This is a genomic window from Burkholderia sp. MSHR3999, assembly GCF_000833595.1.
Taxonomy (GTDB): Bacteria; Pseudomonadota; Gammaproteobacteria; order Burkholderiales; family Burkholderiaceae; genus Burkholderia; species Burkholderia ubonensis.
In genome coordinates, this window is sequence record NZ_JRFO01000007.1 from 963,076 (window position 1) to 984,634 (window position 21,559).

Annotated in this window: 18 protein-coding genes and 2 pseudogenes; 10 read left to right on the forward strand and 10 right to left on the reverse strand. The window is 67.0% G+C overall.

The annotated features are described in order from the left end of the window. The first annotated feature begins 7 nt into the window (after nucleotides 1-7). The 8 genes from KY49_RS27875 to KY49_RS27910 all read left to right on the forward strand — a co-directional run bounded on the left by KY49_RS27875 (nucleotide 8) and on the right by KY49_RS27910 (nucleotide 6,853). On the forward strand, nucleotides 8-379 hold the full coding sequence (locus KY49_RS27875; protein ID WP_042587616.1) for an MAPEG family protein: 372 nt from the start codon (nucleotides 8-10) through the stop codon (nucleotides 377-379). Between the two features lie 315 nt (nucleotides 380-694). Further along, nucleotides 695-1,447 (forward strand): glutamine ABC transporter substrate-binding protein GlnH, encoded by a 753-nt coding sequence (gene glnH, locus KY49_RS27880; protein ID WP_010097614.1) that lies wholly within the window; start codon nucleotides 695-697, stop codon nucleotides 1,445-1,447. A 15-nt stretch (nucleotides 1,448-1,462) separates the two neighbouring features. Next, nucleotides 1,463-2,170, forward strand: a complete 708-nt coding sequence (glnP, locus tag KY49_RS27885; RefSeq protein ID WP_175550682.1) for a glutamine ABC transporter permease GlnP — start codon at nucleotides 1,463-1,465, stop codon at nucleotides 2,168-2,170. Continuing rightward, on the forward strand, nucleotides 2,167-2,895 hold the full coding sequence (glnQ, locus tag KY49_RS27890; protein WP_042587618.1) for a glutamine ABC transporter ATP-binding protein GlnQ: 729 nt from the start codon (nucleotides 2,167-2,169) through the stop codon (nucleotides 2,893-2,895). The genes glnP and glnQ overlap by 4 nt, the downstream gene beginning before the upstream one ends. A 20-nt stretch (nucleotides 2,896-2,915) precedes the next feature. After that, complete coding sequence (locus tag KY49_RS27895; protein ID WP_042587619.1) at nucleotides 2,916-3,965, forward strand: C45 family autoproteolytic acyltransferase/hydolase; 1,050 nt, start codon at nucleotides 2,916-2,918, stop codon at nucleotides 3,963-3,965. Nucleotides 3,966-3,980: 15 nt separating this feature from the next. Continuing rightward, nucleotides 3,981-5,315, forward strand: coding sequence for an aspartate aminotransferase family protein (locus KY49_RS27900; RefSeq protein ID WP_042587620.1), 1,335 nt, complete (start codon nucleotides 3,981-3,983; stop codon nucleotides 5,313-5,315). Nucleotides 5,316-5,338: 23 nt separating this feature from the next. Next, the gene (locus tag KY49_RS27905; protein ID WP_042588792.1) at nucleotides 5,339-5,893 is read left to right on the forward strand and encodes a carboxymuconolactone decarboxylase family protein; all 555 of its coding nucleotides are present in this window, start codon (nucleotides 5,339-5,341) and stop codon (nucleotides 5,891-5,893) included. Between the two features lie 144 nt (nucleotides 5,894-6,037). Then, a complete protein-coding gene (locus KY49_RS27910) occupies nucleotides 6,038-6,853 on the forward strand; it encodes a hypothetical protein (RefSeq protein ID WP_042587621.1) in 816 nt (271 codons plus the stop codon). 118 nt (nucleotides 6,854-6,971) lie between these two features. Here the strand turns inward: KY49_RS27910 and ahpF are convergent, their stop codons facing one another. From ahpF to KY49_RS27930, 4 genes and pseudogenes are all read right to left on the reverse strand, one after another. Beyond that, nucleotides 6,972-8,567, reverse strand: coding sequence for an alkyl hydroperoxide reductase subunit F (gene ahpF, locus KY49_RS27915; protein ID WP_042587622.1), 1,596 nt, complete (start codon nucleotides 8,565-8,567; stop codon nucleotides 6,972-6,974). Between the two features lie 120 nt (nucleotides 8,568-8,687). Beyond that, nucleotides 8,688-9,251, reverse strand: a complete 564-nt coding sequence (ahpC, locus tag KY49_RS27920) for an alkyl hydroperoxide reductase subunit C (protein WP_010089952.1) — start codon at nucleotides 9,249-9,251, stop codon at nucleotides 8,688-8,690. Nucleotides 9,252-9,413: 162 nt separating this feature from the next. Then, entirely contained in the window at nucleotides 9,414-9,836 is a 423-nt protein-coding gene (locus KY49_RS27925) for a transcriptional regulator (protein WP_042587623.1), read from the reverse strand. Nucleotides 9,837-9,998: 162 nt separating this feature from the next. Further along, nucleotides 9,999-10,840: pseudogene (locus KY49_RS27930) on the reverse strand (LysR substrate-binding domain-containing protein). On the opposite strand from KY49_RS27930, the pseudogene KY49_RS27935 reads away from it, so the two are divergent. After that, nucleotides 10,791-11,522: pseudogene (locus KY49_RS27935) on the forward strand (M20/M25/M40 family metallo-hydrolase); the annotation flags it as partial. The pseudogenes KY49_RS27930 and KY49_RS27935 overlap by 50 nt on opposite strands. A 75-nt stretch (nucleotides 11,523-11,597) precedes the next feature. Next, on the forward strand, nucleotides 11,598-11,972 hold the full coding sequence (locus KY49_RS38295) for a hypothetical protein (RefSeq protein ID WP_052495797.1): 375 nt from the start codon (nucleotides 11,598-11,600) through the stop codon (nucleotides 11,970-11,972). Between the two features lie 362 nt (nucleotides 11,973-12,334). On the opposite strand, the gene KY49_RS27945 is transcribed toward KY49_RS38295, so the two are convergent. From KY49_RS27945 to pgaA, 6 genes are read right to left on the reverse strand one after another with little or no spacing between them, the layout of a single operon-like run. Further along, on the reverse strand, nucleotides 12,335-13,642 hold the full coding sequence (locus tag KY49_RS27945; protein WP_042587624.1) for a hypothetical protein: 1,308 nt from the start codon (nucleotides 13,640-13,642) through the stop codon (nucleotides 12,335-12,337). Then, complete coding sequence (glmS, locus tag KY49_RS27950) at nucleotides 13,639-15,462, reverse strand: glutamine--fructose-6-phosphate transaminase (isomerizing) (protein ID WP_042587625.1); 1,824 nt, start codon at nucleotides 15,460-15,462, stop codon at nucleotides 13,639-13,641. The genes KY49_RS27945 and glmS overlap by 4 nt, the downstream gene beginning before the upstream one ends. A 59-nt stretch (nucleotides 15,463-15,521) precedes the next feature. Beyond that, a complete protein-coding gene (locus tag KY49_RS27955; RefSeq protein WP_230380761.1) occupies nucleotides 15,522-16,085 on the reverse strand; it encodes a Biofilm PGA synthesis auxiliary protein PgaD in 564 nt (187 codons plus the stop codon). Beyond that, a complete protein-coding gene (gene pgaC / locus KY49_RS27960; protein ID WP_042587627.1) occupies nucleotides 16,063-17,334 on the reverse strand; it encodes a poly-beta-1,6-N-acetyl-D-glucosamine synthase in 1,272 nt (423 codons plus the stop codon). Before pgaC ends, KY49_RS27955 begins: the two co-directional genes overlap by 23 nt. Continuing rightward, a complete protein-coding gene (gene pgaB, locus KY49_RS27965) occupies nucleotides 17,331-19,421 on the reverse strand; it encodes a poly-beta-1,6-N-acetyl-D-glucosamine N-deacetylase PgaB (protein ID WP_042587628.1) in 2,091 nt (696 codons plus the stop codon). The genes pgaC and pgaB overlap by 4 nt, the downstream gene beginning before the upstream one ends. Before the next feature lie 17 nt (nucleotides 19,422-19,438). After that, nucleotides 19,439-21,436 carry a poly-beta-1,6 N-acetyl-D-glucosamine export porin PgaA gene (pgaA, locus tag KY49_RS27970; protein WP_197083611.1) on the reverse strand — a complete coding sequence of 666 codons (1,998 nt, stop codon included), beginning with the start codon at nucleotides 21,434-21,436 and terminating at the stop codon, nucleotides 19,439-19,441. Between the last annotated feature and the right edge of the window lie 123 nt (nucleotides 21,437-21,559).

The following is a 21,559-nucleotide window of genomic DNA, read 5'->3' on the forward strand; positions in this document are numbered from 1 at the left end:
GGCTTTGATGACGACGTCCCAGCTGTGCCTGTTCATCGTGGCGGTGCTGCCGTTCCCCCTGACGATTCTCGCGAAGGCGAAGAAGGGCTACGACAACCACGCGCCGCGCGAATACCTCGCGAAGCTCGAAGGCTGGCGCGCCCGCGCGGCGGCCGCGCACCACAACGCGTGGGAGGCGCTCGCGCTGTTCACGGCCGGTCTCGTCATCGCGTGGCAATCCGGCGCCGACGCACATCGCGTCGACCAGCTCGCGATCGCGTTCGTCGTGATCCGCGTCGTCTACTCGCTGCTGTACCTGCTGAACTGGGCCGCGCTGCGCTCGCTGACGTGGTTTGCCGGCATGGCCTGCGTCGTCGGGCTGTTCTTCGCCGGGCCGTGACCGCACGCCGTCCGGGCGACCGGGCGGCCGTTCGCAACGATCGTTTCATCACGCCGCCGTGCCTTCGGGCACGGCGGCGTTTTCATTTGCGCGCCGTTTCGTCTGAGCGAAGCGCGGCGACGCCCCCGCGCCGATGCCCGGGTTTTTCTCGATGCAATCGCCTGTTGCGCGTTTTTTTGTTGTCGTAGTATCGGTGTTGACAACACATGTTGCACTAAGGTGTAATTCGACATCGCATGTTGCGGTGCGGCTTGCTGTCGTCGTTCTACCCGGCCGGGGTGCCGGGCCCATCGCCAATCAATGCGGAGAAATGCCATGAGTCGCCGTTCCTTCCTGAAAACCGCCGTGGTCGTCGCGATGCTCGGCGCGAGCGTCGCGCATGCCGACACGAAGACGCTCGTCGTCGGCACCGACACGTCGTTCATGCCTTTCGAGTTCAAGCAGGGCGACAAGTACGTCGGCTTCGATCTCGACCTGTGGGCGGAGATCGCGAAGGACCAGGGCTGGAAATACACGATCCAGCCGATGGATTTCGCGGGCCTGATCCCGGCGCTGCAGACGCAGAACATCGACGTCGCGCTGTCGGGCATGACCATCAAGGAAGAGCGCAAGAAGGCGATCGATTTCTCCGCGCCGTACTACGACAGCGGCCTCGCCGCGATGGTGCAGACCGGCAACACGACGATCAAGTCGATCGACGACCTGAACGGCAAGGTGATCGCCGCGAAGACGGGCACCGCGACGATCGACTGGATCAAGGCGCACCTGAAGCCGAAGGAGATCCGCCAGTTCCCGAACATCGACCAGGCGTACCTTGCGCTCGAGGCCGGTCGCGTCGACGCGGCGATGCACGACACGCCGAACGTGCTGTTCTTCGTGAACAACGAAGGCAAGGGCAAGGTGAAGGTCGCGGGCCAGCCGGTCAGCGGCGACAAGTACGGGATCGGCTTCCCGAAGGGCAGCCCGCTCGTCGCGAAGGTCAACGAGGGGCTCGTGAAGATCAGGGCCGACGGCCGCTACGCGCAGATCTACAGGAAGTGGTTCGGCGCCGAGCCGCCGAAGATGTGAGCGTGACGGTGCATCATGGCGCGGCCGAGCGGCCGCGCCGGTCTTGAATCGAACGGGGAGCGGCAAGTGAATTTCGATTGGTCAGCGATCTGGGCGGCGTTGCCGGACTTGATGGACGGGGTCCGGCTGACGGTGTTCATCGCGTTGTTCGGGTTATTGGGCGGCTTCGTCGTGGGCATGATCGCAGGCATGTTCCGCGCGTACGGGCCGAAGGCAATGAACGTGCTCGCGCAGGTGTACATCGAGCTGATCCGCGGCACGCCGATCGTCGTGCAGGTGATGTTCCTGTATTTCGCGCTGCCGCTGCTCGCGCACATCCGCATCGACGGGCTGACGGCCGCGATCATCGCGATCACCGTGAACTCCGGCGCGTATCTCGCGGAAGTGGTGCGCGGCGCGCTGCTGTCGATTCCGAAGGGATTGACGGAAGCAGGGCTCGCGATGGGGTTGTCGATGCCGCGCGTGCTGCTGAAGGTGGTCGGGCCGCTCGCATTCCGGCGGCTGATTCCGCCGCTCGGCAACCAGTGCATCGTGAGCCTGAAGGACACGTCGCTGTTCATCGTGATCGGCGTCGGCGAACTGACGCGCAAGGGGCAGGAGATCATCGCGGGCAATTTCCAGGCCGTCGAGATCTGGACCGCGGTCGCGGTCATCTACCTGATGCTGACCGGCGCGATGACGCTGACGCTGCGCGTGGTCGAGAAGAGGATGAAAATTTTATGAGCATGGTCGAATTCCAGAACGTGTCGAAGAGCTTCGGCCACGTGCCGGTGCTGAAGAACATCGACCTGAAGATCGACGCGGGCGAGGTCGTGGTCGTGATCGGCCCGTCGGGCTCGGGCAAGTCGACGATGCTGCGCTGTATCAACGCGCTCGAGAAGATCACGTCCGGCGATCTGCTCGTCGACGGCCAGAGCGTGCGCGGCCACGCGGCGACGATCCGCAACATCCGGCTCGAGGCCGGGATGGTGTTCCAGCAGTTCAACCTGTTTCCGCAGATGACCGCGCTCGAGAACGTGATGTTCGGGCCGATCCAGGTGCGCGGCGCATCGCGCGCCGACGCGCGCGACCAGGCGATGGCGCTGCTCGACAAGGTCGGCCTCGAATCGCGCGCGAATCATTACCCGTCCGAGCTGTCGGGCGGCCAGCAGCAGCGCGTCGCGATCGCGCGCGCGCTCGCGATCCGGCCCCGGCTGATGCTGTTCGACGAGCCCACCTCCGCGCTCGATCCGGAACTGCGCCACGAAGTGCTGAAAGTGATGCAGGATCTTGCGACGGAAGGCATGACGATGATCGTCGTCACGCACGAGATCGGCTTCGCGAAGCGGGTCGGCACGCGCCTCTTGTTCATGGATCAGGGCGGCATCGCCGAGGACGGCCACCCGGCCGACCTGATCGACCGGCCGCCGACGCCGCGCCTGAAGGAATTCCTGAAACACGTGTCCTGAGCACGACCCCGACGTCCGACATGCAGCTTTCCCTTTCTCCCGTCATCGCCGGCGCGCCGTTCGACATCGGCGTGCGTCTCGGCGAACTCGCGCGGCCGGTGTTCGACGCGTACATGCAGCAGAGCAGTGCGTGGCAGGCGGTCAGCCGCTGGCGCGGCCATCCGTTCGTGCACGCGTTGCGGCAGGCGGCGCTCGCCGCGTACCCCGATCTCGTCGCGGAGCTCGACGGGATGGCGGCCGGCGTCGGCTGGCCGGCGGAAGACGTCTTTCTGTGGAATTGTCGCGGCGAGCTGATCCACAACGCGCCGGACGGCTGCACGACGCTCGCCGCGCGCGGCGCGGACGGCACGCGCTGGATCGCGCACAACGAGGACGGCGACCCGTTCCTGCGCGAGCGCTGCCTGCTCGTCGACGTGCAACCTGCGGCCAAGCCCGGTTTCGTCAGCTTCTATTACCCGGGCTCGCTGCCGGGCCACACGTTCGCGGCGAATCGCGCGGGCCTCGTGCAGGCGATCAACAATCTGCGCATCGAGACGCCGGCCGCCGGCGTGCCGCGCATGATTCTCGCGCGCGCGGTGCTCGATGCGACGTCGCTCGACGCGGCAGTCGACGTGCTGCGCACGCATGCGCGGGCGAGCGGCTTTCATCACACGCTCGGCACGACGAACGACGCGCGGCTGCTGAGCATCGAGGCGAGCGTCGCGCGCTGCTCGGTCGTCGACGTTGCGCGGCTGTCGGGCCACGCGAATCATCTGGTGCATCCGGGCTGCGAACGGGAAGGGCAGATCGTCACGCAATCGTCGGCGGATCGTCAGCGGCGGGTCGATGCGTTGGCGCCCGGCATCGACGCGATCGGCGAAGATGCACTGCTGCGCGTGCTCGGCGATCGTGCGCCCGACGGCCTGCCGATCTACCGCGACGACCCGGCCGATCCCGACGACGAGAACACGCTGGCGACCGCGGTGTTCGCGATCGACGCAGCGGGCATCGACATCACGATTCATCAACACGGCACGCAGCGTTTCGCGACGCGCATCGTGCCGGACAGGCGCGCGACAGACGCGTCCTGAACCAAGAGGCAACGCATGACAACCGTTTTTCATCGCGCGCCGCGCGCGACACTCCCGGTCGCCGTCGCCGGCGACGGCATCGAGATCATCGACTCGACCGGCAAGCGCTACATCGACGCATGCGGCGGCGCCGCGGTGTCGTGCCTTGGGCACAGCAACCAGCGCGTGATCGACGCGATCAAGCGCCAGGTGCAGCAACTGCCGTACGCGCACACGTCGTTCTTCACCACCGACGTCGCCGAGGCGCTGGCCGACCGGCTCGTCGATGCCGCGCCGGCGGGGCTCGACCATGTGTATTTCGTGTCGGGCGGCTCGGAGGCGATCGAGGCGGCGCTCAAGCTCGCGCGCCAGTATTTCGTCGAGAAGGGCGAGCCGCAGCGGCGTCACTTCGTCGCGCGCCGGCAGAGCTATCACGGCAACACGCTCGGCGCGCTCGCGATCGGCGGCAACGCATGGCGGCGCGAGCCGTTTCTGCCGATCCTGATCGAAGCGCATCACGTGAGCCCGTGCTACTCATATCGCGAGCAGCGCGCGGACGAAACCGAAGAGGCGTTCGCGCAGCGTCTTGCCGACGAACTCGAACAGAAGATTCTCGAACTCGGCGCGGACAGCGTTGCCGCGTTCGTCGCGGAGACGGTGGTCGGCGCGACGGCCGGCGCGGTGCCGCCGGTGCGCACGTACCTGAAGAAGATTCGCGCGGTATGCGACAAGTACGGCGTGCTGCTGATTCTCGACGAGATCATGTCGGGGATGGGACGCACCGGCTACCTGTTCGCATGCGACGAAGACGGCGTCGCGCCGGACCTGCTGACGATCGCGAAGGGGCTCGGCGCGGGCTACCAGCCGATCGGCGCGACGCTCGTCAGCGACGAGATCTACCGGACGATCGTCGGCGGGTCGGGCTTCTTCCAGCACGGCCATACGTATATCGGCCATGCGACCGCTTGCGCGGCGGCGCTCGAAGTGCAGCGCGTGATCGCGGAAGAGCGCCTGCTCGACAACGTGAAGGCGCGCGGCGAACAACTGCGTGCGTTGTTGCGCGAGCGTTATGCGCAGCATCCTCATGTCGGCGACGTGCGTGGGCGCGGGCTGTTCGTCGGCGTCGAATTCGTGCGCGATCGCGCGAGCAAGGCGGCGTTCGATCCGGCGCTGAAGCTGAACGCGGTGATCAAGCGCGAGGCGATGCAGCGCGGTTTGATGGTGTATCCGATGGGCGGTACGATCGACGGACGCCAGGGCGACCATGTGCTGCTCGCGCCGCCGTTCATCTGCACCGCGCAGCAGATCGACACGATCGTCGAGCGCCTGGCGGGCGCGATCGACGCCGCGGTGGCGGCGGTCGGCGCATGACAAATTCGGTGAACGGAAACCTGATGACTTCGAGACTTCCCCCATTCGACCCCGCATCCGCGACCGATGCGCAGAAGGCGGTGCTGGCCGAGATTCTCAGCGGCCCGCGCGGCAACCTGAACGGCCCGTTCCTCGGCTGGATCGCGAGCCCCGAGCTTGCGCAGCACGCGCAGCGGCTCGGCGCGTTCTGCCGGTATCGCACCGGCTTGCCGCTGCGCCTGTCGGAGCTCGCGATTCTCGTCACCGCCGCGCGCTGGCGCTCGCAGGCGGAATGGCACATTCATCATCCGATCGCGCTCGATGCGGGCCTGCCGGCCGCGACCGCCGAAGCGATCCGCGACGGCGTCGAACCGGTGTTCGAGTCGGACGACGATGCGCTGATCTACGCATTTGCGAACGAGCTGTACGATGCGCGGCGCGTCAGCGACGCGACGTTCGCGCGCGCGGAGGAGCGCTTCGGCCACGAGGTGGTCGTCAATCTCGTTGCGCTGCTCGGCTATTACGCGCTCGTCGCGATGACGCTCAATACGTTCGGCATGCGCGCGGAAGGGCAGACGGAATTGCCGTTTCCGGAGTGAGCGGCCCCGGCGCGATATCCGGCACCGACCCCATGGGAGCGTGGGGTCGGCATCGATGCAACCAAATGTATTCGTCGGATATGACGCGCCGGCGGTCGTTTATCATCGATCGTTCACTTCGATTGGACGACCGGTGAGCGAAGCATGACGAATACCCGTAGGAAAGTGATGATCGCCGGGGGGCTGCTGGTGGTCGCGACGAGCGTGTCGTACCTGATGCTCCTCAGGGCGGACCACCGTGCGATAGCGGAAGCCGGCTTCGGCGAGGCCGCGCCGGCCGCACCAGCGCAAGTGACCGAACCCCGAGCGGGCGACGATCACGCGGTGCAGGGCAGCATTGGGCAACCGGCGTCCGCCGCCGCAACCGCGACGCATGCCGACGCGGCACCGCAACAGCCGCCGGTCACCGTGAGCGCGGTGCCGCCGCCGCCACCCGTGAGCGCCGTGCCGCCGCCACCGCCGGCACCCGTGAGCCTTCTGCAGAAGCCGCCGCCTGCGCAACCACCCGAGCAGCCGCCTGCGCGCGTGAGCGCGACGCTCGTACAGGGGCAGGCAGTTCCGAGCGTCAGCGAGAAACCTCAACCGCCGGTCCAGCCGAGCGAGCCGCCGTCCGCCGCTGTCGCGTCGGTCGATGCGCAGAAGTCGGCCGCTTCGCCCGCGAATCCGGCGCAACACGCGTCGCGTCAGCGCGACGGCTTGGCGCGTCACGCCATGACGAATCCCGCCAAAACTTCCGAGACGCCCGAGACCGCCGCGCTGGTCAGGGAATCGGCGAAGCTCGATCCGTCGTTGCCACCGCCGCAACTTCCGGCGGGTGCGGGCGCAGGCACGGATCGGCACGGCTCGTCCACGGGTTCGAACGCAGTCGCCGCTGCGATGACCGAGCGGCTCGTCAGGGAATCGAGCAGTTTCAAGCCATCTTCTCCCCCGCCAAAGGACAATCCGGTCGCACCCCAGTGATCCGGGCGGCGTGTGTAAATGCACGCCGGTTCCGCCAATCCGGGCAGCACAAAAAAAGACCCCGCACGCTGACCAGAGCATGCGGGGCCAAGAGAGACAACCTTGGGTATGACGGGTATTACGCGGCGACCGCCTCCTCGACGGCCGGCTTCGCGTCGACGGCCGCGACGTCCTGCCGGATCAGGTGGTCGAACGCGGCGAGCGATGCCTTCGCGCCTTCGCCGACCGCGATCACGATCTGCTTGAACGGCGCCGTCGTCACGTCGCCGGCCGCGAACACGCCGGGCACCGACGTCGCGCCGCGCGCATCGACGACGATCTCGCCGTGCTTCGACAGCTCGACCGTACCCTTCAGCCATTCGGTGTTCGGCACGAGGCCGATCTGCACGAACACGCCTTCGAGATCGATGCGCTTCACGTCGCCGCTGCGCAGGTCCTTGTAGACGAGGCCGTCGAGCTTGCTGCCGTCGCCGGTCAGTTCCGTCGTCTGCGCCTGCGTGACGATCGTCACGTTCGGCAGGCTGCGCAGCTTGCGCTGCAGTACTTCGTCCGCGCGCAGTTGCGCGCCGTATTCGATCAGCGTGACCGCCTTCACGATGCCCGCGAGATCGATCGCGGCCTCGACGCCCGAGTTGCCGCCGCCGACCACCGCGACGCGCTTGCCCTTGAACAGCGGGCCGTCGCAGTGCGGGCAGTACGCGACGCCGCGGTTGCGGTATTCGCGCTCGCCGGGCACGTTGATTTCGCGCCAGCGCGCGCCGGTCGCGAGGACGATCGTCTTCGCCTTCAGCACCGCGCCGTTCGCGAGGCGGATCTGGTGGACGGCGCCGGGAATCAGCGCATCCGCGCGCTGCACGTCCATCACGTCGACGTCGTACTGCTTCACGTGCTGTTCGAGCGCGGTCGCGAACTTCGGCCCTTCGGTTTCCTGCACCGACACGAAGTTCTCGATCGCCATCGTGTCGAGCACCTGGCCGCCGAAGCGCTCGGCGACGACGCCGGTCGCGATGCCCTTGCGCGCCGAGTAGATCGCGGCCGCCGCACCCGCCGGGCCGCCGCCGACGATCAGCGTGTCGAACACCGGCTTGGTCTCGAGCGCCTTCGCGGCGCGGGCGCTCGCGCCGGTGTCGAGCTTCGCGAGGATTTCCTTCACGCTGCTGCGGCCCTGGCCGAACGATGCGCCGTTCAGGAACATCGTCGGCACCGCCATGATCTGGCGCGCCTCGACTTCGTTCTGGAACAGCGCGCCGTCGATCGCGACGTGACGGATGCGCGGGTTGATCAGCGACATCACGTTCAGCGCCTGCACGACTTCCGGGCAGTTCTGGCACGACAGCGAGAAATACGTCTCGAACGCGTAGTCGCCGTCGAGCGCGCGGATCTGCTCGATCACGTCGTCGTCGAGCTTGACCGGGTGGCCGCCCGTCTGCAGCAGCGCAAGCACGAGCGACGTGAATTCATGGCCCATCGGAATCCCGGCGAAGCGGATGCCGGCGGGCTTGCCCGGTTCGCCGATCGAGAACGACGGCTTGCGCTCGGCGTCGCCGCGGCGTTCGACCACCGTCACACGCGTCGTCAGCGACGCAATCTCGTTGAGCAGCGCGAGCAGTTCCTGCGACTTGGCGCTATCGTCGAGCGACGCGACGAGCTCGATCGGGCGCGTGATCTTTTCCAGGTACGCTTTGAGTTGGTTCTTGAGATTGGCGTCGAGCATGGCGTTTCGGATTCCGTATTGATGATTCTGGTCGGGCACGTCGTGCCGGAGGGGAGGGCGGGCCGCACGATGCGGCGGCCGGCCGTTGCGCGCCTCGCATGAGGCGCGCGGGGCGTGGCGTCAGATCTTGCCGATCAGGTCGAGCGACGGCGTCAGCGTCTCGGCGCCCGGGGTCCACTTGGCCGGGCACACTTCCCCCGGGTGCGCGGCGATGTATTGCGCGGCCTGCACCTTGCGCAGCAGTTCGCCCGCATCGCGGCCGATGCCGTTGTCGTGGATCTCGCACAGCTTGATCTCGCCTTCCGGGTTGATCACGAACGTGCCGCGCAGCGCCATCCCTTCTTCCTCGATCAGCACGTCGAAGTTGCGCGACAGCGTGAGCGTCGGGTCGCCGATCATCGGGTACTTGATCTTGCCGATCGTGTCCGACGTGTCGTGCCAGGCCTTGTGCGTGAAGTGCGTGTCGGTCGACACCGCGTAGATTTCGACACCCAGCTTCTGGAATTCCGCGTAGCGGTCGGCGAGGTCGCCCAGCTCGGTCGGGCAGACGAACGTGAAGTCGGCCGGGTAGAACACGACGACGGACCACTTGCCCTTGAAATTCTCGTCGGAGACGGGCACGAAATCGCCGTTGTGGTAAGCGGTTGCCTTGAACGGCTTGATTTGGGTGTTGATGATCGGCATCTGGTTTTCCTTGCTCGTTGCGGTGTTGAATTAACGAGTCGCCAGTATCCGGGTTCACCCTGAGTTTGTGAAATTGCTTGTTTCAATCCGCGGGATCGTGAATTTCTATCTGCCTGCGCCGGTTCGCGCAGGAGAGGCGAAGGGCGCGGCGGATTGTCGCATTCAGCGCGTCGGCGCGTCGCCGTAGAACTGCTCGATCAGCTCCTCGAGCAGGTAGCGGTGGTGCGCCGACAGCGTCTCGATCTTCGACGCCAGCTCGATCGTCTCGCGCGTCGGCGGATAGCGCTCGTCGCGCGGCAGCGGCGGCGGCGTCATGCACGACGCGGCGCTCGGCGGCGGGCCGTAGCGCAGCCAGTGCAGGTCGACGCGCAGCCACGTCGCGAGCGTGCGTAGTTTGTCCGGCGTCGGGATCGTGCGCCCGGTCAGCCATTTGTGCACTGTCTGCGTCGACACCGGATGCGCGCCATGGTGACGGAGATTGAAGTGCCGCGCCAGATCCGTCGCGCCCGCGACTTTATGCGGGCCGCGTTGCAATGCGAATTTCAGGCGTTCGCTGAACGCCGCTTTTTCTTCGGGTGTCGGCATGGCGCGATTGTGCATTTCGGCCGACACGCGCCGGGCAACCGGTCGGGTGAGATGTATCCCGCGGGCTGGTCGGCAGCGACGCCACGGCGCGCGCCACGCTCGCCTATGCAGTCGAACGAGGCTGGGGCAGGGCGATGTAGACGATGCCAAGGGCGCCCGGCATCACGCCGCCGCCATGTGCCTCAGCCACGCCGCGAGCCGCCCGGCGCCGTCCGGCAAGTCCGTGTCCTCCCGGGTGCACAGGTAGTAGTCGCGCCCGTCGTCGAGCACGTGATCGAACAGCCGCACGAGTTCGCCGCTCGCCAGCTCGCGCTCGACGAGCGGCGCGCGCAGCAGCGCGACGCCGAGATCCGCGCGCGCCGCGCTCAGCGTGAGCTGGCCGTCCTCGAACATCGGGCCGACCGCGTGCGACACGTGCCGCACGCCCGCGCCCTGCAGCCAGTTGACCCACGCGCTGCGATCCTCGTCGTGCACGAGCGGCGCGTGCGCGAGATCGGCCGGGGTGCGGAACGGCCCGTGACGCTCGAGGAACGACGCGCTGCACATCGGCGTCATCGCGCCCGGCAGCAGCCGCTCGCAGCGATAGCCGGGCCAGTCGCCGGTGCCGAAGCGGATCGACAGGTCCGACGCATCGCTTCGGTAGTTGCGGTGGTGCGCATACAGCACGGTCACGTCGACGTCGGTGTTCTCCGCGAGGAACGCATGCAGGCGCGGGATGAACCAGCCGATGCCGAACAGCGGGATCAGGCTGATCGTGATCTGCCCAGCGACGAGCGGTCGCGCACGAAGCGCGTCGCGCTGCGCAGCACCGAGAACGCGGCGCTGATCGACCGGTAGTAGTCGCGGCCTTCGTCGGTGAGCGCGAGCAGGCGCCCGTCGCGCACGGTCAGCGGCGTCTGGATGAACGCGTCGAGCAGATGCAACTGGTGGCTGACCGCGGACGGCGTGATGTCGAGCTCGGCCGACGCGGCGGGCAAGACGATCGGCGAGGAGCTCGCGCGGATCGGCTATGCGGGCAGCGAGCCGGTCGGCGGCTATCCGGTGCACGCCGCCTACGAGCTGCATATCGAGCAGGGCGCGATTCTCGAGCGCGCGGGCAAGACGATCGGCGTCGATGCGCACGCGGGCACGACGCCGATGGAATTCCGCCGCGACGCGCTGGTCGGCGCCGCGCGGATGATCGCATGCGTCGACGCGCTGGGCCGCCGTCATGCGCCGCATGCGCGCGCGACGGTCGGGATGATCGACGCGCGCCCGAACTCGCGCAACACGGTGCCGGGCGGGTGCTTCTTCACGGTCGAATTCCGGCATCCGGACGACGCGGTGCTCGACGCGCTGGACGCCGCGCTGCGCGCGGAACTCGCGCGCGTGGCGGGCGAGGCCGGCCTCGGCGCGCAGATCGAGCAGATCTTCAGGTATCCGCCGGTGCCGTTCGCGCCGGCCTGCATCGGCGCGGTGCGCGACGCGGCCGACGCGCTCGGGCTGCCGCACATGGACATCGTGTCCGGTGCGGGCCATGACGCGTGCTATATCGCGCGCGTCGCGCCGACCGGGATGATCTTCGTGCCGTGCGTCGATGGGCTGAGCCACAACGAGGCCGAGGCGATCACGCCAGAGTGGGCGGCGGCGGGCGCCGACGTGCTGCTGCGCGCGGTGCTGCAAAGCGCGCAGGAAGCGGGCCGCTGATCGAGCCGAGGCGGCCGGGCGCCGCCAGGTCGAATCGCGCGGTCAGGCCACTTCCACCGGCCCGTGGTCGTCGCAATGATCGCCATGCGGGTGATGGAGGCGGCCGTCGACCAGATAATCGACATGGTCGCCATGCGGTACCGCTTCGTGCCCGCATCCCGGCCCGTGGACGTGACTCGCGTCGTGGCCGCCGCAGCCCTGCGTGCACTGATCCGGATTCCTTGGGCTGACTTCGAGCGCGTGTTCGTCGACATGGTCGCCGTGCGGATGGTGCAGATGGCCATCGTGCAGGTAATCGACGTGGTCGCCATGCCTGATTGCGGTATGACCGCAGCCCGGACCGTGCTGATGCTCATGTTGGGCATGATGCGGTTCATTGCATGTGCTCATGCGTATCTCCTCGATCTGCCGGGTGGCGCGGACGTCGCCGACCCGTTGGAGATAGTCTAGTGCGCACCAACGCGGATTTCGACCACGCGATGCGATCCGGCGCGGCGCCGCGCTGCCTTTCCCGAGCGCCCACGGGCCTGCCACCCGCCCGGGGAGCGGGCCGATGCAAATTGGCCTGCAGGCGAAAGGGGCATTGCGCGCGACAAATGCAACGTTATATCATCTCGGCGTTCGGCCCGACGCGACCTGTCAGCGCGCTCATGCCGGTCAGAGGCCTTCCCGTAATGGGAAGGTGCGCGTCGATGATGATACGTTATATCATTTCGGATCCGATTCGGTGCGCTTTTTCAACGCGTTCCCACGCGAAAATTTCCGAACATCACGGTCGCCCGTCGCGTTGCGATCGCCCGCGCGAAGCGTTGTCATCGACGATCGGAACATGGCGCTTCCGACCCGGCAAGCGCCGTTTCCCGCCCCTGTTCGAAATCGGCTTCCCGCACGCCCGACGGCGTCAGCGACACGAAGTGCATGGTCGTGTCGCTGGCCGGGAACGCGGCGATGCCGGTCGTGCCCCACGGAATCGGCGAGCGTTGGGCGCCGCGCACGGTGATTTCCGCAGGCGCGAGCGCCAGCGTCAGCAGCCGTCCGTCGTGCGTCGGCACATAGGCGTTCGGGCCGGCGACGCCGATGCCGGATTCGCGCACCGTGGCCGGCAGGCAATCGCGCTGCGCCGTGCGGCGGCCGTCCGGGGCGATCAGCATCGCGACGCCGCGCTGGTCCGCCGTCGTCGTGACGACGATGAAGCGATCGATCGCCGGCACGTAGGCCGACGAGTAGACGTAGTACCGGATCGCATCGTTCAGCCGCCCGAGCTTGTCCAGCTTCGCCGTCACCGGATCGAACATCGCGTATTCGAGCGTCGCGTCCGTGCTGCCTTCGATGAATTTCTGCCAGACGAGCAGCGCGTTGCGCGGCGAGCCCGCGATCACGGGCCACCACTCGCGGCTGTGCGGCGCGACCGGGACGTGGTTCAGCAGCCGCCCGGCGGCATCGTAGGTCTTCAGATAGACGCCGCCGCCGGTGCCCAGGTTGTCGACGCCGCCGCCGTCGACCCAGTCGGCCGAATAGAACACGACGAAGCGCTCGCCGACCGCGGCGACGTGCCCCGAGTGGCCGCCCGACTCGACGTCGTTCGGATACGGCTTGACCGGCTTCAGGTCGCGTCGATACACGCCGTACCGCTGGCTGACTTCCTGCGGCGCGTTCCAGCCGTCCTCGAACGTGACGAAGAGGTCGCCGCGATCGTTCTGCGCGACCGACACCGGCTCCTGCGCTTCGGGCCGGCTGATGAACGTGCGAACATGCGTGATGTGGGCACTGCCGGGCGACCACTCGCCCACGTATACGTCATGCGGCCAGTTGCCGTTGGCCAGCGCGCCGCGCGGCGGGATGCCCGAGCTGCTGAAGAAGATCCAGCGCTTGCCGTTGCCGGCGTCGGCCACGCCGATGCCGTGCATGAAGCGTCGCGGGTCGCCGGTGTCCTTGCGTTGCGCGGACGGGTGGGGCGCGGCCTTGTGTCTGGCGGTCGCGCCCGCGAGCGCGGCCGGCGGGGCCACGCTCGCCGCGACCACGAGACAGCAGGCGGCGCACAGCGCGCTTGCGACGGCCCGCGCCGCTTTGCGCCGATCCGCCTTCGATCCGGCCATGATCCGCGCGCGCAGCGGCGTCATTCCACGGTCACGGACTTGGCGAGATTGCGCGGCTTGTCGACGTCGGCGCCGCGCGCGCAGCCGACGTGATAGGCGAGCAGCTGCAGCGGCACGACGTGCATGATCGGCGACAGCACGTCGCCCGGCTCGCGCAGGCGAATCAGGCGCGTGTCGTCGGTGTCGTCGATCTCGAGATGGCTGCCCGCGAGCACGTAGAGCCGCCCGCCGCGCGCGCGCACTTCGGCCATGTTCGACTTCAGCTTCTGGAACAGGCCGTCGTCCGGCGCAATCGTGACGACCGGCATCGCGCTCGTCACGAGCGCGAGCGGGCCGTGCTTCAGCTCGCCCGCCGGGTAGCCCTCGGCGTGGATGTACGACACCTCCTTGAGCTTCAGCGCGCCTTCCATCGCAATCGGGAAATGAATGCCGCGCCCGAGGAACAGCGCATTCTCGCGCTGCATGAAATCGGCGGCCCAGCCCATGATCTGCGTTTCCAGGGCCAGCGCATTGCCGACGCGCGCCGGCAGCCCGCGCAGCTGCTGCAGGCAGGCTGCCGCGCGCGCCGCGTCGAGCCGGCCGCGCAACTGCGCGAGCGTCACCGTCAGCAGGAACAGCGCGACGAGCTGCGTCGTGAAGGCCTTGGTCGACGCGACGCCCAGTTCGATGCCGGCCTGCGTCAGGAAGCGCAGCGACGCGTTGCGCGCGATCGTGCTCGTCGCGACGTTGCAGATCGCCAGCGACAGGTCCTGGCCCAGGCCGCGCGCGTGCTCGATCGCGCCGATCGTGTCGGCGGTCTCGCCCGATTGCGAAATGCCGACGACGAGCGTGCCCGGGTCGGCCACCGATTCCCGGTAGCGGTATTCGCTGGCGATCTCGACCTGGGCCGGCAGGCCCGCGATGCTCTCGATCCAGTATTTCGCGGTGAGCCCCGCGTAATAGCTGGTGCCGCAGCCGAGCAGCAGCACGCTCCGCACGCGCGACAGCAGCGCCTGCGCTTCGTCGCGCGAGCCGAACAGGGCCGGGGAGATCGTGTCGACGCCGGCCAGCGTGTTGCCGATCGCCTGCGGCTGCTCGAAGATCTCCTTTTGCATGAAGTGCTGGAACGGGCCGAGCCCGGCATCGCTGTCGCGCGCCTTGACCTGGCACAGCGGGCGTATCGCGTCGCGCCCGAGCGCGTCGACGATCCGGATGTGCTCCGGCGTGAGCAACGCGACGTCGCCGTCCTCGAGATAGATGAAGCGGTCGGTCAGGTCGCCGAGCGCCGCGCAGTCGGACGCGAGGTAGTTCTGCTGCGCGCCGATGCCGATCACGAGCGGCGAGCCCGCGCGCGCCGCCACGAGGCGCTGCGGCTCGCGCGCGCTCAGCACCGCGACCGCGTACGCGCCGCGCAGGCGCTTGACCGCGCGCACGACGGCGTCGAACAGGTCGTCGCGATACTCGCCGTGAATCAGGTGGGCGATCACTTCGGTATCGGTCTCGCCGCGAAAGACGTAGCCGCGCTGCCGCAGTTCGGCCCTGAGCGCCTGGTGGTTCTCGATGATGCCGTTGTGCACGACCGCGATCGAGTCGCCCGACATGATCGGGTGCGCGTTGGCCTCGGACGGCGCGCCGTGGGTGGCCCAGCGTGTATGGGCGATGCAGGTTCCGGCTTCGAGGCCGAGCGTCATCACGCGTTCCTGAAGGTCCATCACGCGCCGCAGCGTGCGCTCGCTGCGCAGGTTGCCGCCGTTCTGCAGCGCAATCCCGCACGAGTCGTAGCCGCGGTATTCGAGCCGGCTCAGCGCCTTGACCAGTTGCGGCACCTGATTGCTCCGGCCGCTTGCTCCGACGATTCCGCACATGGATCACCTCGTCCAGAAGAAGTTATCGGAACGCCCGCGCGGTGCGGCGGACGTCGATGTCAGGTGCCGTGACGCGTCGTCCGGCCGACGCCGCCCCAGACTGTCTCGTTCGATTCCTCGTCGTCCCATTCGCGCGCGTGCGGCGCGGCACGGCGCTCGTGGCGCTTCCATTCGAGCGCGGAAATCGAGCCGTCGGCGTCATGCGATGCGACGAGTATGCGCGATGCCTGCTTACCGTCGGGGTGTGCGGATTTCGCGAGAGCCGTCGTCGGTCCCGGCTTCGACTTCAGGCTGGCCGAGCGCCGCAGCATCTTCGTGACGTGCCACCGGAAGGTGAGCGGGTGGATGACGCGGGCGGCGATCAGCCACGTGACCAGCGCACCGGCGATGAGCGAGATGCAGGTCACGTAGAAGACCAGTTGCTCGATCGGCATTTCGTCGTCGTTGATCGGCAGCAGGTAGCGGTACGTATAGATGCAGATCGACGCCCATACTGCGCCGACCAGTGCTGGCCGAATGAAGCGAAACCACACGATTTGCGTGCAACCGGCGATGATGCCGCGATCGGCGATCATCCGGGCGGGCGAACGGAGCGAGAGGTCAATAATCGGCGCGTTCTTCATGCTGAATTCCTCGGTCGGGGCTGGTCCATATTGCGCGTTTGCCCCGGCCTCGCAACACGATGGCGGGCAGGGCGACGACGGTGGTGATCATGCTGATCAACCAGAAGGCGACGGGATACCAGACGGTGTCCAGGAAATACATCAGGAGCTTTTCGTCGTAGCGGCGATCGATCATGCAGCCGACGATCAGCTGCAGCACGCAGGTCGCCACCAGCAGCATGCCGTGCCAGCGCGGCACCAGCGACACGTGCCAGTCCGGCGGCAGCGGATGGAACAGGCCGACGACCGACAGCAGCAGGATGAACGCCATCGAATACGCCCACGCGATGCCGATCAGGTACTCGGCGTAGAGCGGCCACATCATCATCTGCGCGGGCCGCGCGACCGTGCTCGCATATTTGAGCAGCACCTGGATGCCGCCCTTGGCCCAGCGCAGCCGCTGGCGGTAGAGCCCCCGGATCGTCTCCGGCATCAGGATCCAGCTGAGCGCATGCGGCTCGTACATGACGCGCCAGTCGCGGCACTGCAGCTTCCAGCTGATGTCGATGTCCTCGGTCAGCATGTCCGAGCTCCAGAAGCCCACATCGGCGAGCGCGGTCTTGCGGAACATCGTGATGACGCCGGACACCGTGAAGATGCGGCCGTACACCTGCTGCGTGCGCTTGATCAGCCCGACGATCGACGAAAATTCGCCGACCTGCATGCGGCCGAGCAGCGACGTGCGCGTGCGGATGCGCGGATTGCCGGTGACCGCGCCGACGCCGGGGTCGGCGATGAAATGCTCGAGCATCCAGTCGATCGCATCGTGCGCGAGCAGCGAATCGCCGTCGATGCAGAGCAGGTACTCCGCATTCGACACGGCGGCCGCGGTCGTGAGGCCCACCGCCTTGCCCTCGTTGCGCGCATGATGAATGACGATGAGCCGCGGGATGGCGGCGGCCAGCTCGTTGAGCATCTCGCCGGTGCGGTCCCGGCTTCCGTCGTTGACCGCGATGATGTCGTAGTTGCGATAGTCCATGCCGTTCAGGTGCGTGATCACGCTGCGCACGTTCGCTTCTTCGTTGAAGCAGGGCACGACGATCGACACCTTCGGCATGCCGCTCGCCGCGAGCATGCGCTTGGACAGCACGCGGCCCTCCTCGAGCAGCAGGAAATGCACGACGCCCCCGATCATCCACAGATACGACATGAAGAACGGGTAATAGAAGACGAAGTCCTGCAGGCGCCGGATGAAGTCATGTGTGATCATTTTGCCGGCTTCCCCTGGTTCTGTTGCGCCTGCATCAGCGCATTGATCGAAGTCGGGTCGAGGCGTGACTTGAGCGACATGGCGTTGCGTATGGTCGCGAGTTTCGGCTGATCGTGCAGGAAGTTGTCCGGGTAGTAGCCGAAGCTCAAGGCTCCGCGGCTTCTCAGCCGCCCCATCTGCGCAAGCAGCGTGGTGCTGGAAATCTCCTTGCGGGCGCGCCAGTCGTAGGCCTGCAATTCGAACACGGTCTTCGCGAAGCCGTGCTGCCTGGTGGCGACGACGTCGGCGAGCTTGTCCAGCCAGCGATCCGGGTCCGATGCCTGCTCCATGTACGGCATCGCCATCAGCGCGACGAAGTCGTACGCCTTGAGGAAATCGTCGTAGTTTTGCGCGTACCACGCTTCGGATTCGGGGTTCAGCACCGGCTGCGCGAAGATGTTGCGCGCGGTGAGCACGTCGCCGGCGTTCTGGTTCGCCAGGATGATCTGTTGCAGTTGCCGCGTCAGGTCCAGCAGATAGCGGGTCTTCTGCCGCGTCCAGCGGTTCATCAGGTCGGGCTTCGCGCGAATCTGCCCGATGTCGCGCGGCAGCCCCCACTGCGCATACAGTTGCAGCGCGTGCCGGCTCGCATCCTCGTAGTCGTCGAGCACGGCGTCGTCGCTGAAGAGGATGCCGTTGAACGACGCATACTTGCTGAGATCCTCGTAAATCTGCTCGATCAGCAGCCGGGCGTTCGGGTCGAACGGACTCAGGCGAAACACGCGCGTGCCGTTCTCGCGTGCCGGCGCGCCGCTATAGGCGGTGACCGTCTCGAGGTTGCGCATCTTGTCCGGCGGCGGATGGAAGGCCAGCACCGGCATCCACGCATAGACCTGGACATTGGACCGGGTATTGAGCTGCCATGCGGCGCGAGAGAACAGGTCGGCCCGCATCGGCAGGTGCCGGTTCGGAAAATAGACGGACTCCGCGACGCCGGTGCCCTTCGGATCGGCGAACGCCTGCAGGTAGACCGACTTCGGCTGCATCCGGTAGATGCGCTCGACGAGCTCGCCGAGATTCTTTTCCTGTTGCGCCGGGTTGGGGTCGTACACCTGGTCGAGATCGACCTGCACGATCCGCTCGGCGCCTTCGACTTCGCCGCGGTTGGTCGCCGGCTCGCGCATCGAGCGCTCGAACCCGCCGATATCGACGTCATACATCATCAGGATGCGCCGCAAGCGATCGAGCGGCACGTCCGGCGTATTCGGTCCGGCATCGAGACTGAACTGGATATCCATGCCGAGCGACGTCGAGATCTTTTGCACGGGCTGGTTTTCCGCGCCGTACGGCCAGACCATCGAGCGCGCGACAAGCCCGGTGCGTTCGCGAATCTGCCGGATGCAGGTCTGCAGGTCGTCGTGCACCCGCGCCTGGAATTCCGCATCGGTTTCGTAGCGCTTCTCGCTGGCCAGATAGAGGTGCGACGTGGTGGCGGGCAACTCGTTGCCCTGCGGATTGGCCACCGCGCCATGATGCAGGTTGTGCGTGTGGCAGGCGAGCTCGACCAGCTCCGACGAACCGAGCTGCTTGACCTCGTCCCACGACATGAAGTAATCGCGCGGCAGCTGGATCCTGTCGCTGATGCGGATCGGCGCGTCGGCGGGGGCGTCGATCCAGGCGGTGACGATGCCCATCACCGCCGGATAGCGGAACCGCTTCAGCAGTGGCAGCACTTTCGTGAAGTGGCTGCGAAAGCCGTCGTCGAACGTGAGGAGCACGGAGCGGGGCGGCAACGGCTTGCCGCCGTGCCGGGAGGCCTCGATCTGCTTGACGGTGATCGTGTGATAGTTGTTGGCCTGCAGCCAGGAAAAGATCGCGGTCAGCGTGCCGGTGTCGATCGCGTACGGATCGATTATCGTGGCGCTCGCGTACGTCGACAGCAGGTTGTCGCGCACGTCGTGCATGCAGATCACGCGGAAGGTCTTGCCGTCGGCGGGGTCCGACGGCGGAAGGAGGTCGATCATCCTTGCCTGGGTCACGCCCGGAAACAGCGAACAAGCAGCAGCTGTGCCAAGGCAACCACACATGAAGGTACGTCTCGATTGCATTCGCCGGGCTCCTGGTTCTAGAACGGCAGGTTGAGTGCGAGGAAGCCCGTTTCCGAGCGCTCCCGCTGGCCGTCGTACGCATGGCTGCTGACCTCGATGCCGTAGGTCAGCGTGATGTCGTGCTTGAACGTCCACGCGTGTTCGAGGCGCGCGCTCCACAGCGCGCTGGTGCCGAATCCTCTCTGGTTGTATGCGCCGCCGGAAGCGGAGATGCGCTGCCGCATCGACATGTCGCTCTTCTTCCAGGCCAGCCATTGATGCATGACGGTCGCCGCGACCGCGTAGTCGCGGCTCGGGCTGAAGTAGGGGGTGTTTTGCCGCGTGTTGCTGTCGGTGCCGGCATTCAGTGAAACGTTGACCAGCTGGTTCGCGGACGTGTACACGCGCTGCGTGCCGGTCGCCGCGATTTCCTGGTGGAAGTTCGAGTCCGAGTAGCGGCTCACGCCGTAGCTCAGCTTGACCTCGCGGCGATCGTTCTGGCGGTACCCCACCTCGACGTTCGCGGATTTGCCCCAGATGTGCGCGACGTAGGCTTTCCACGGCAGCGAGTTGTCGTTGCTGTCGAGCCCGGCTGCCACCGACCAGTAATCGTCGAAGTTGTAGCTGACGGAACCGCGGCCGCCGGTGCGCCCGTCGGTGCCGAACGAGCGCGTGGCTTCGGCCTGCAGGCTGAGCGGCCCGTGCCGGTAGTCGCCGCCTACCCCGGTGCGCGTGCGGCTGATCCTGCCGAGGTCGGTTTGCGCATACCCGAAGAACGTATGGGCAAACACGCGCCAGTTGTCGCCGAACGGTTGCGAATACAGATAGGTATTCGACGTGAAGCTGTTGTCCGCCAGCGTGCTGTTGCCGTGCTCGTAGCTCAGGTCCGTCGTCAACACCGGGCTGCGGTACGCGTTGTAGTCGCGCTTGAACTGGCGGACCGCGCCGTTGTCCGGAAACGTATTGCCGAAGGTCTGGTCGATCTTGCGCGCGGCTTCATAGTCGTCCGCCGCGAGCGACGCGCGGCCGAGCCCGGCGAGGTTTTCGACGCTGTCGGGATGGTCGGTCAGCGTCGCGTGGTACATCGCGATGGCCTGGCGCGGGTGCGACTGGCTCGATATCGCATCGGCATGGGCGGCGCTGATTTCGGAGTTGAACGGCACTTCCTTCTCGATCTTCTCCAGCTCGGCAATCCCTTCCTCGGTCCTGCCCGTGTTGAGCAGGAGCTGCGCGCGCAGCCGGTAGTAGCGCAGGTAATCGTCGGTTGCCGGGTCATGTGGACGAACCTGAGCGGCCGGCGGCAGCGACTTGCCCATCTCGTCGAGCACCTTGCTCGCATCCCGCGCCCGCCCCTGATCGATATACGACCAGAACAGCCCTTCGCGCAGCTCGATCGGGCGCGTGCGTGCGCCATACTGGTAGCCGCGCGTCGCGTGGTCGGTCGGCGACGCGCTCGCCTGCGTCAGCGCACGTCGATAGACGGCCTCGGCCTTGCCCGGCTCGCCCAGGTACAGATAGGCGTCGCCCGCGCCCGCCAGCGCATCGATCGAAATCTCCGCGTCGGGCGGGATCGTTTCGAACGACGCCACCGCCTTTTTCATGTCGCCGCGCGCGGCGTAGGCGACCGTGCGATCTCCGGCGAGCGCCGTCCTGACCGGCGAATACTCGGGCGTGATCGGCATTTTCGCGTTGAGCTCGTCCGCCGCGCGCAGCGCGGTGTCGAGCCCGTCGAAGCGATCGGGGCTCGTCATCGAGCGCGCCTTGTCGCGTCCGCCGCGCACCTGCTGGCGGATCGAGAGCTCCTCCAGTTGCGCGAGATCGAATGCGGAAAAGATGTCGGGCCGGGACTTCGCCTCGTCGAGCGCCTTGACGGCGCCGCCGCTCGTGGCGAGACCGAACACTTCGTCGCGCACGGCTGCTGCGTCGGCCGGCTGCGCGCGCGGGGCGCCTTGCGCCTCGGCGACGTTGCGGGGTTGGCTTGACTCGGCTCCGCCTTCGGCGGCGACGCAGGCACCGGATGCAACCAGCAGCAGCATGAGCGGCGTCTGAAGAAGAATCCGCCGGTTGCGCGGAATGGCAGTGAGTCTGCGATTGTTGATATTGGCCACGGGGTGTCCTCACTTCGAAACGGTTAGATCGGTCGTGCGCCGATCAATGCG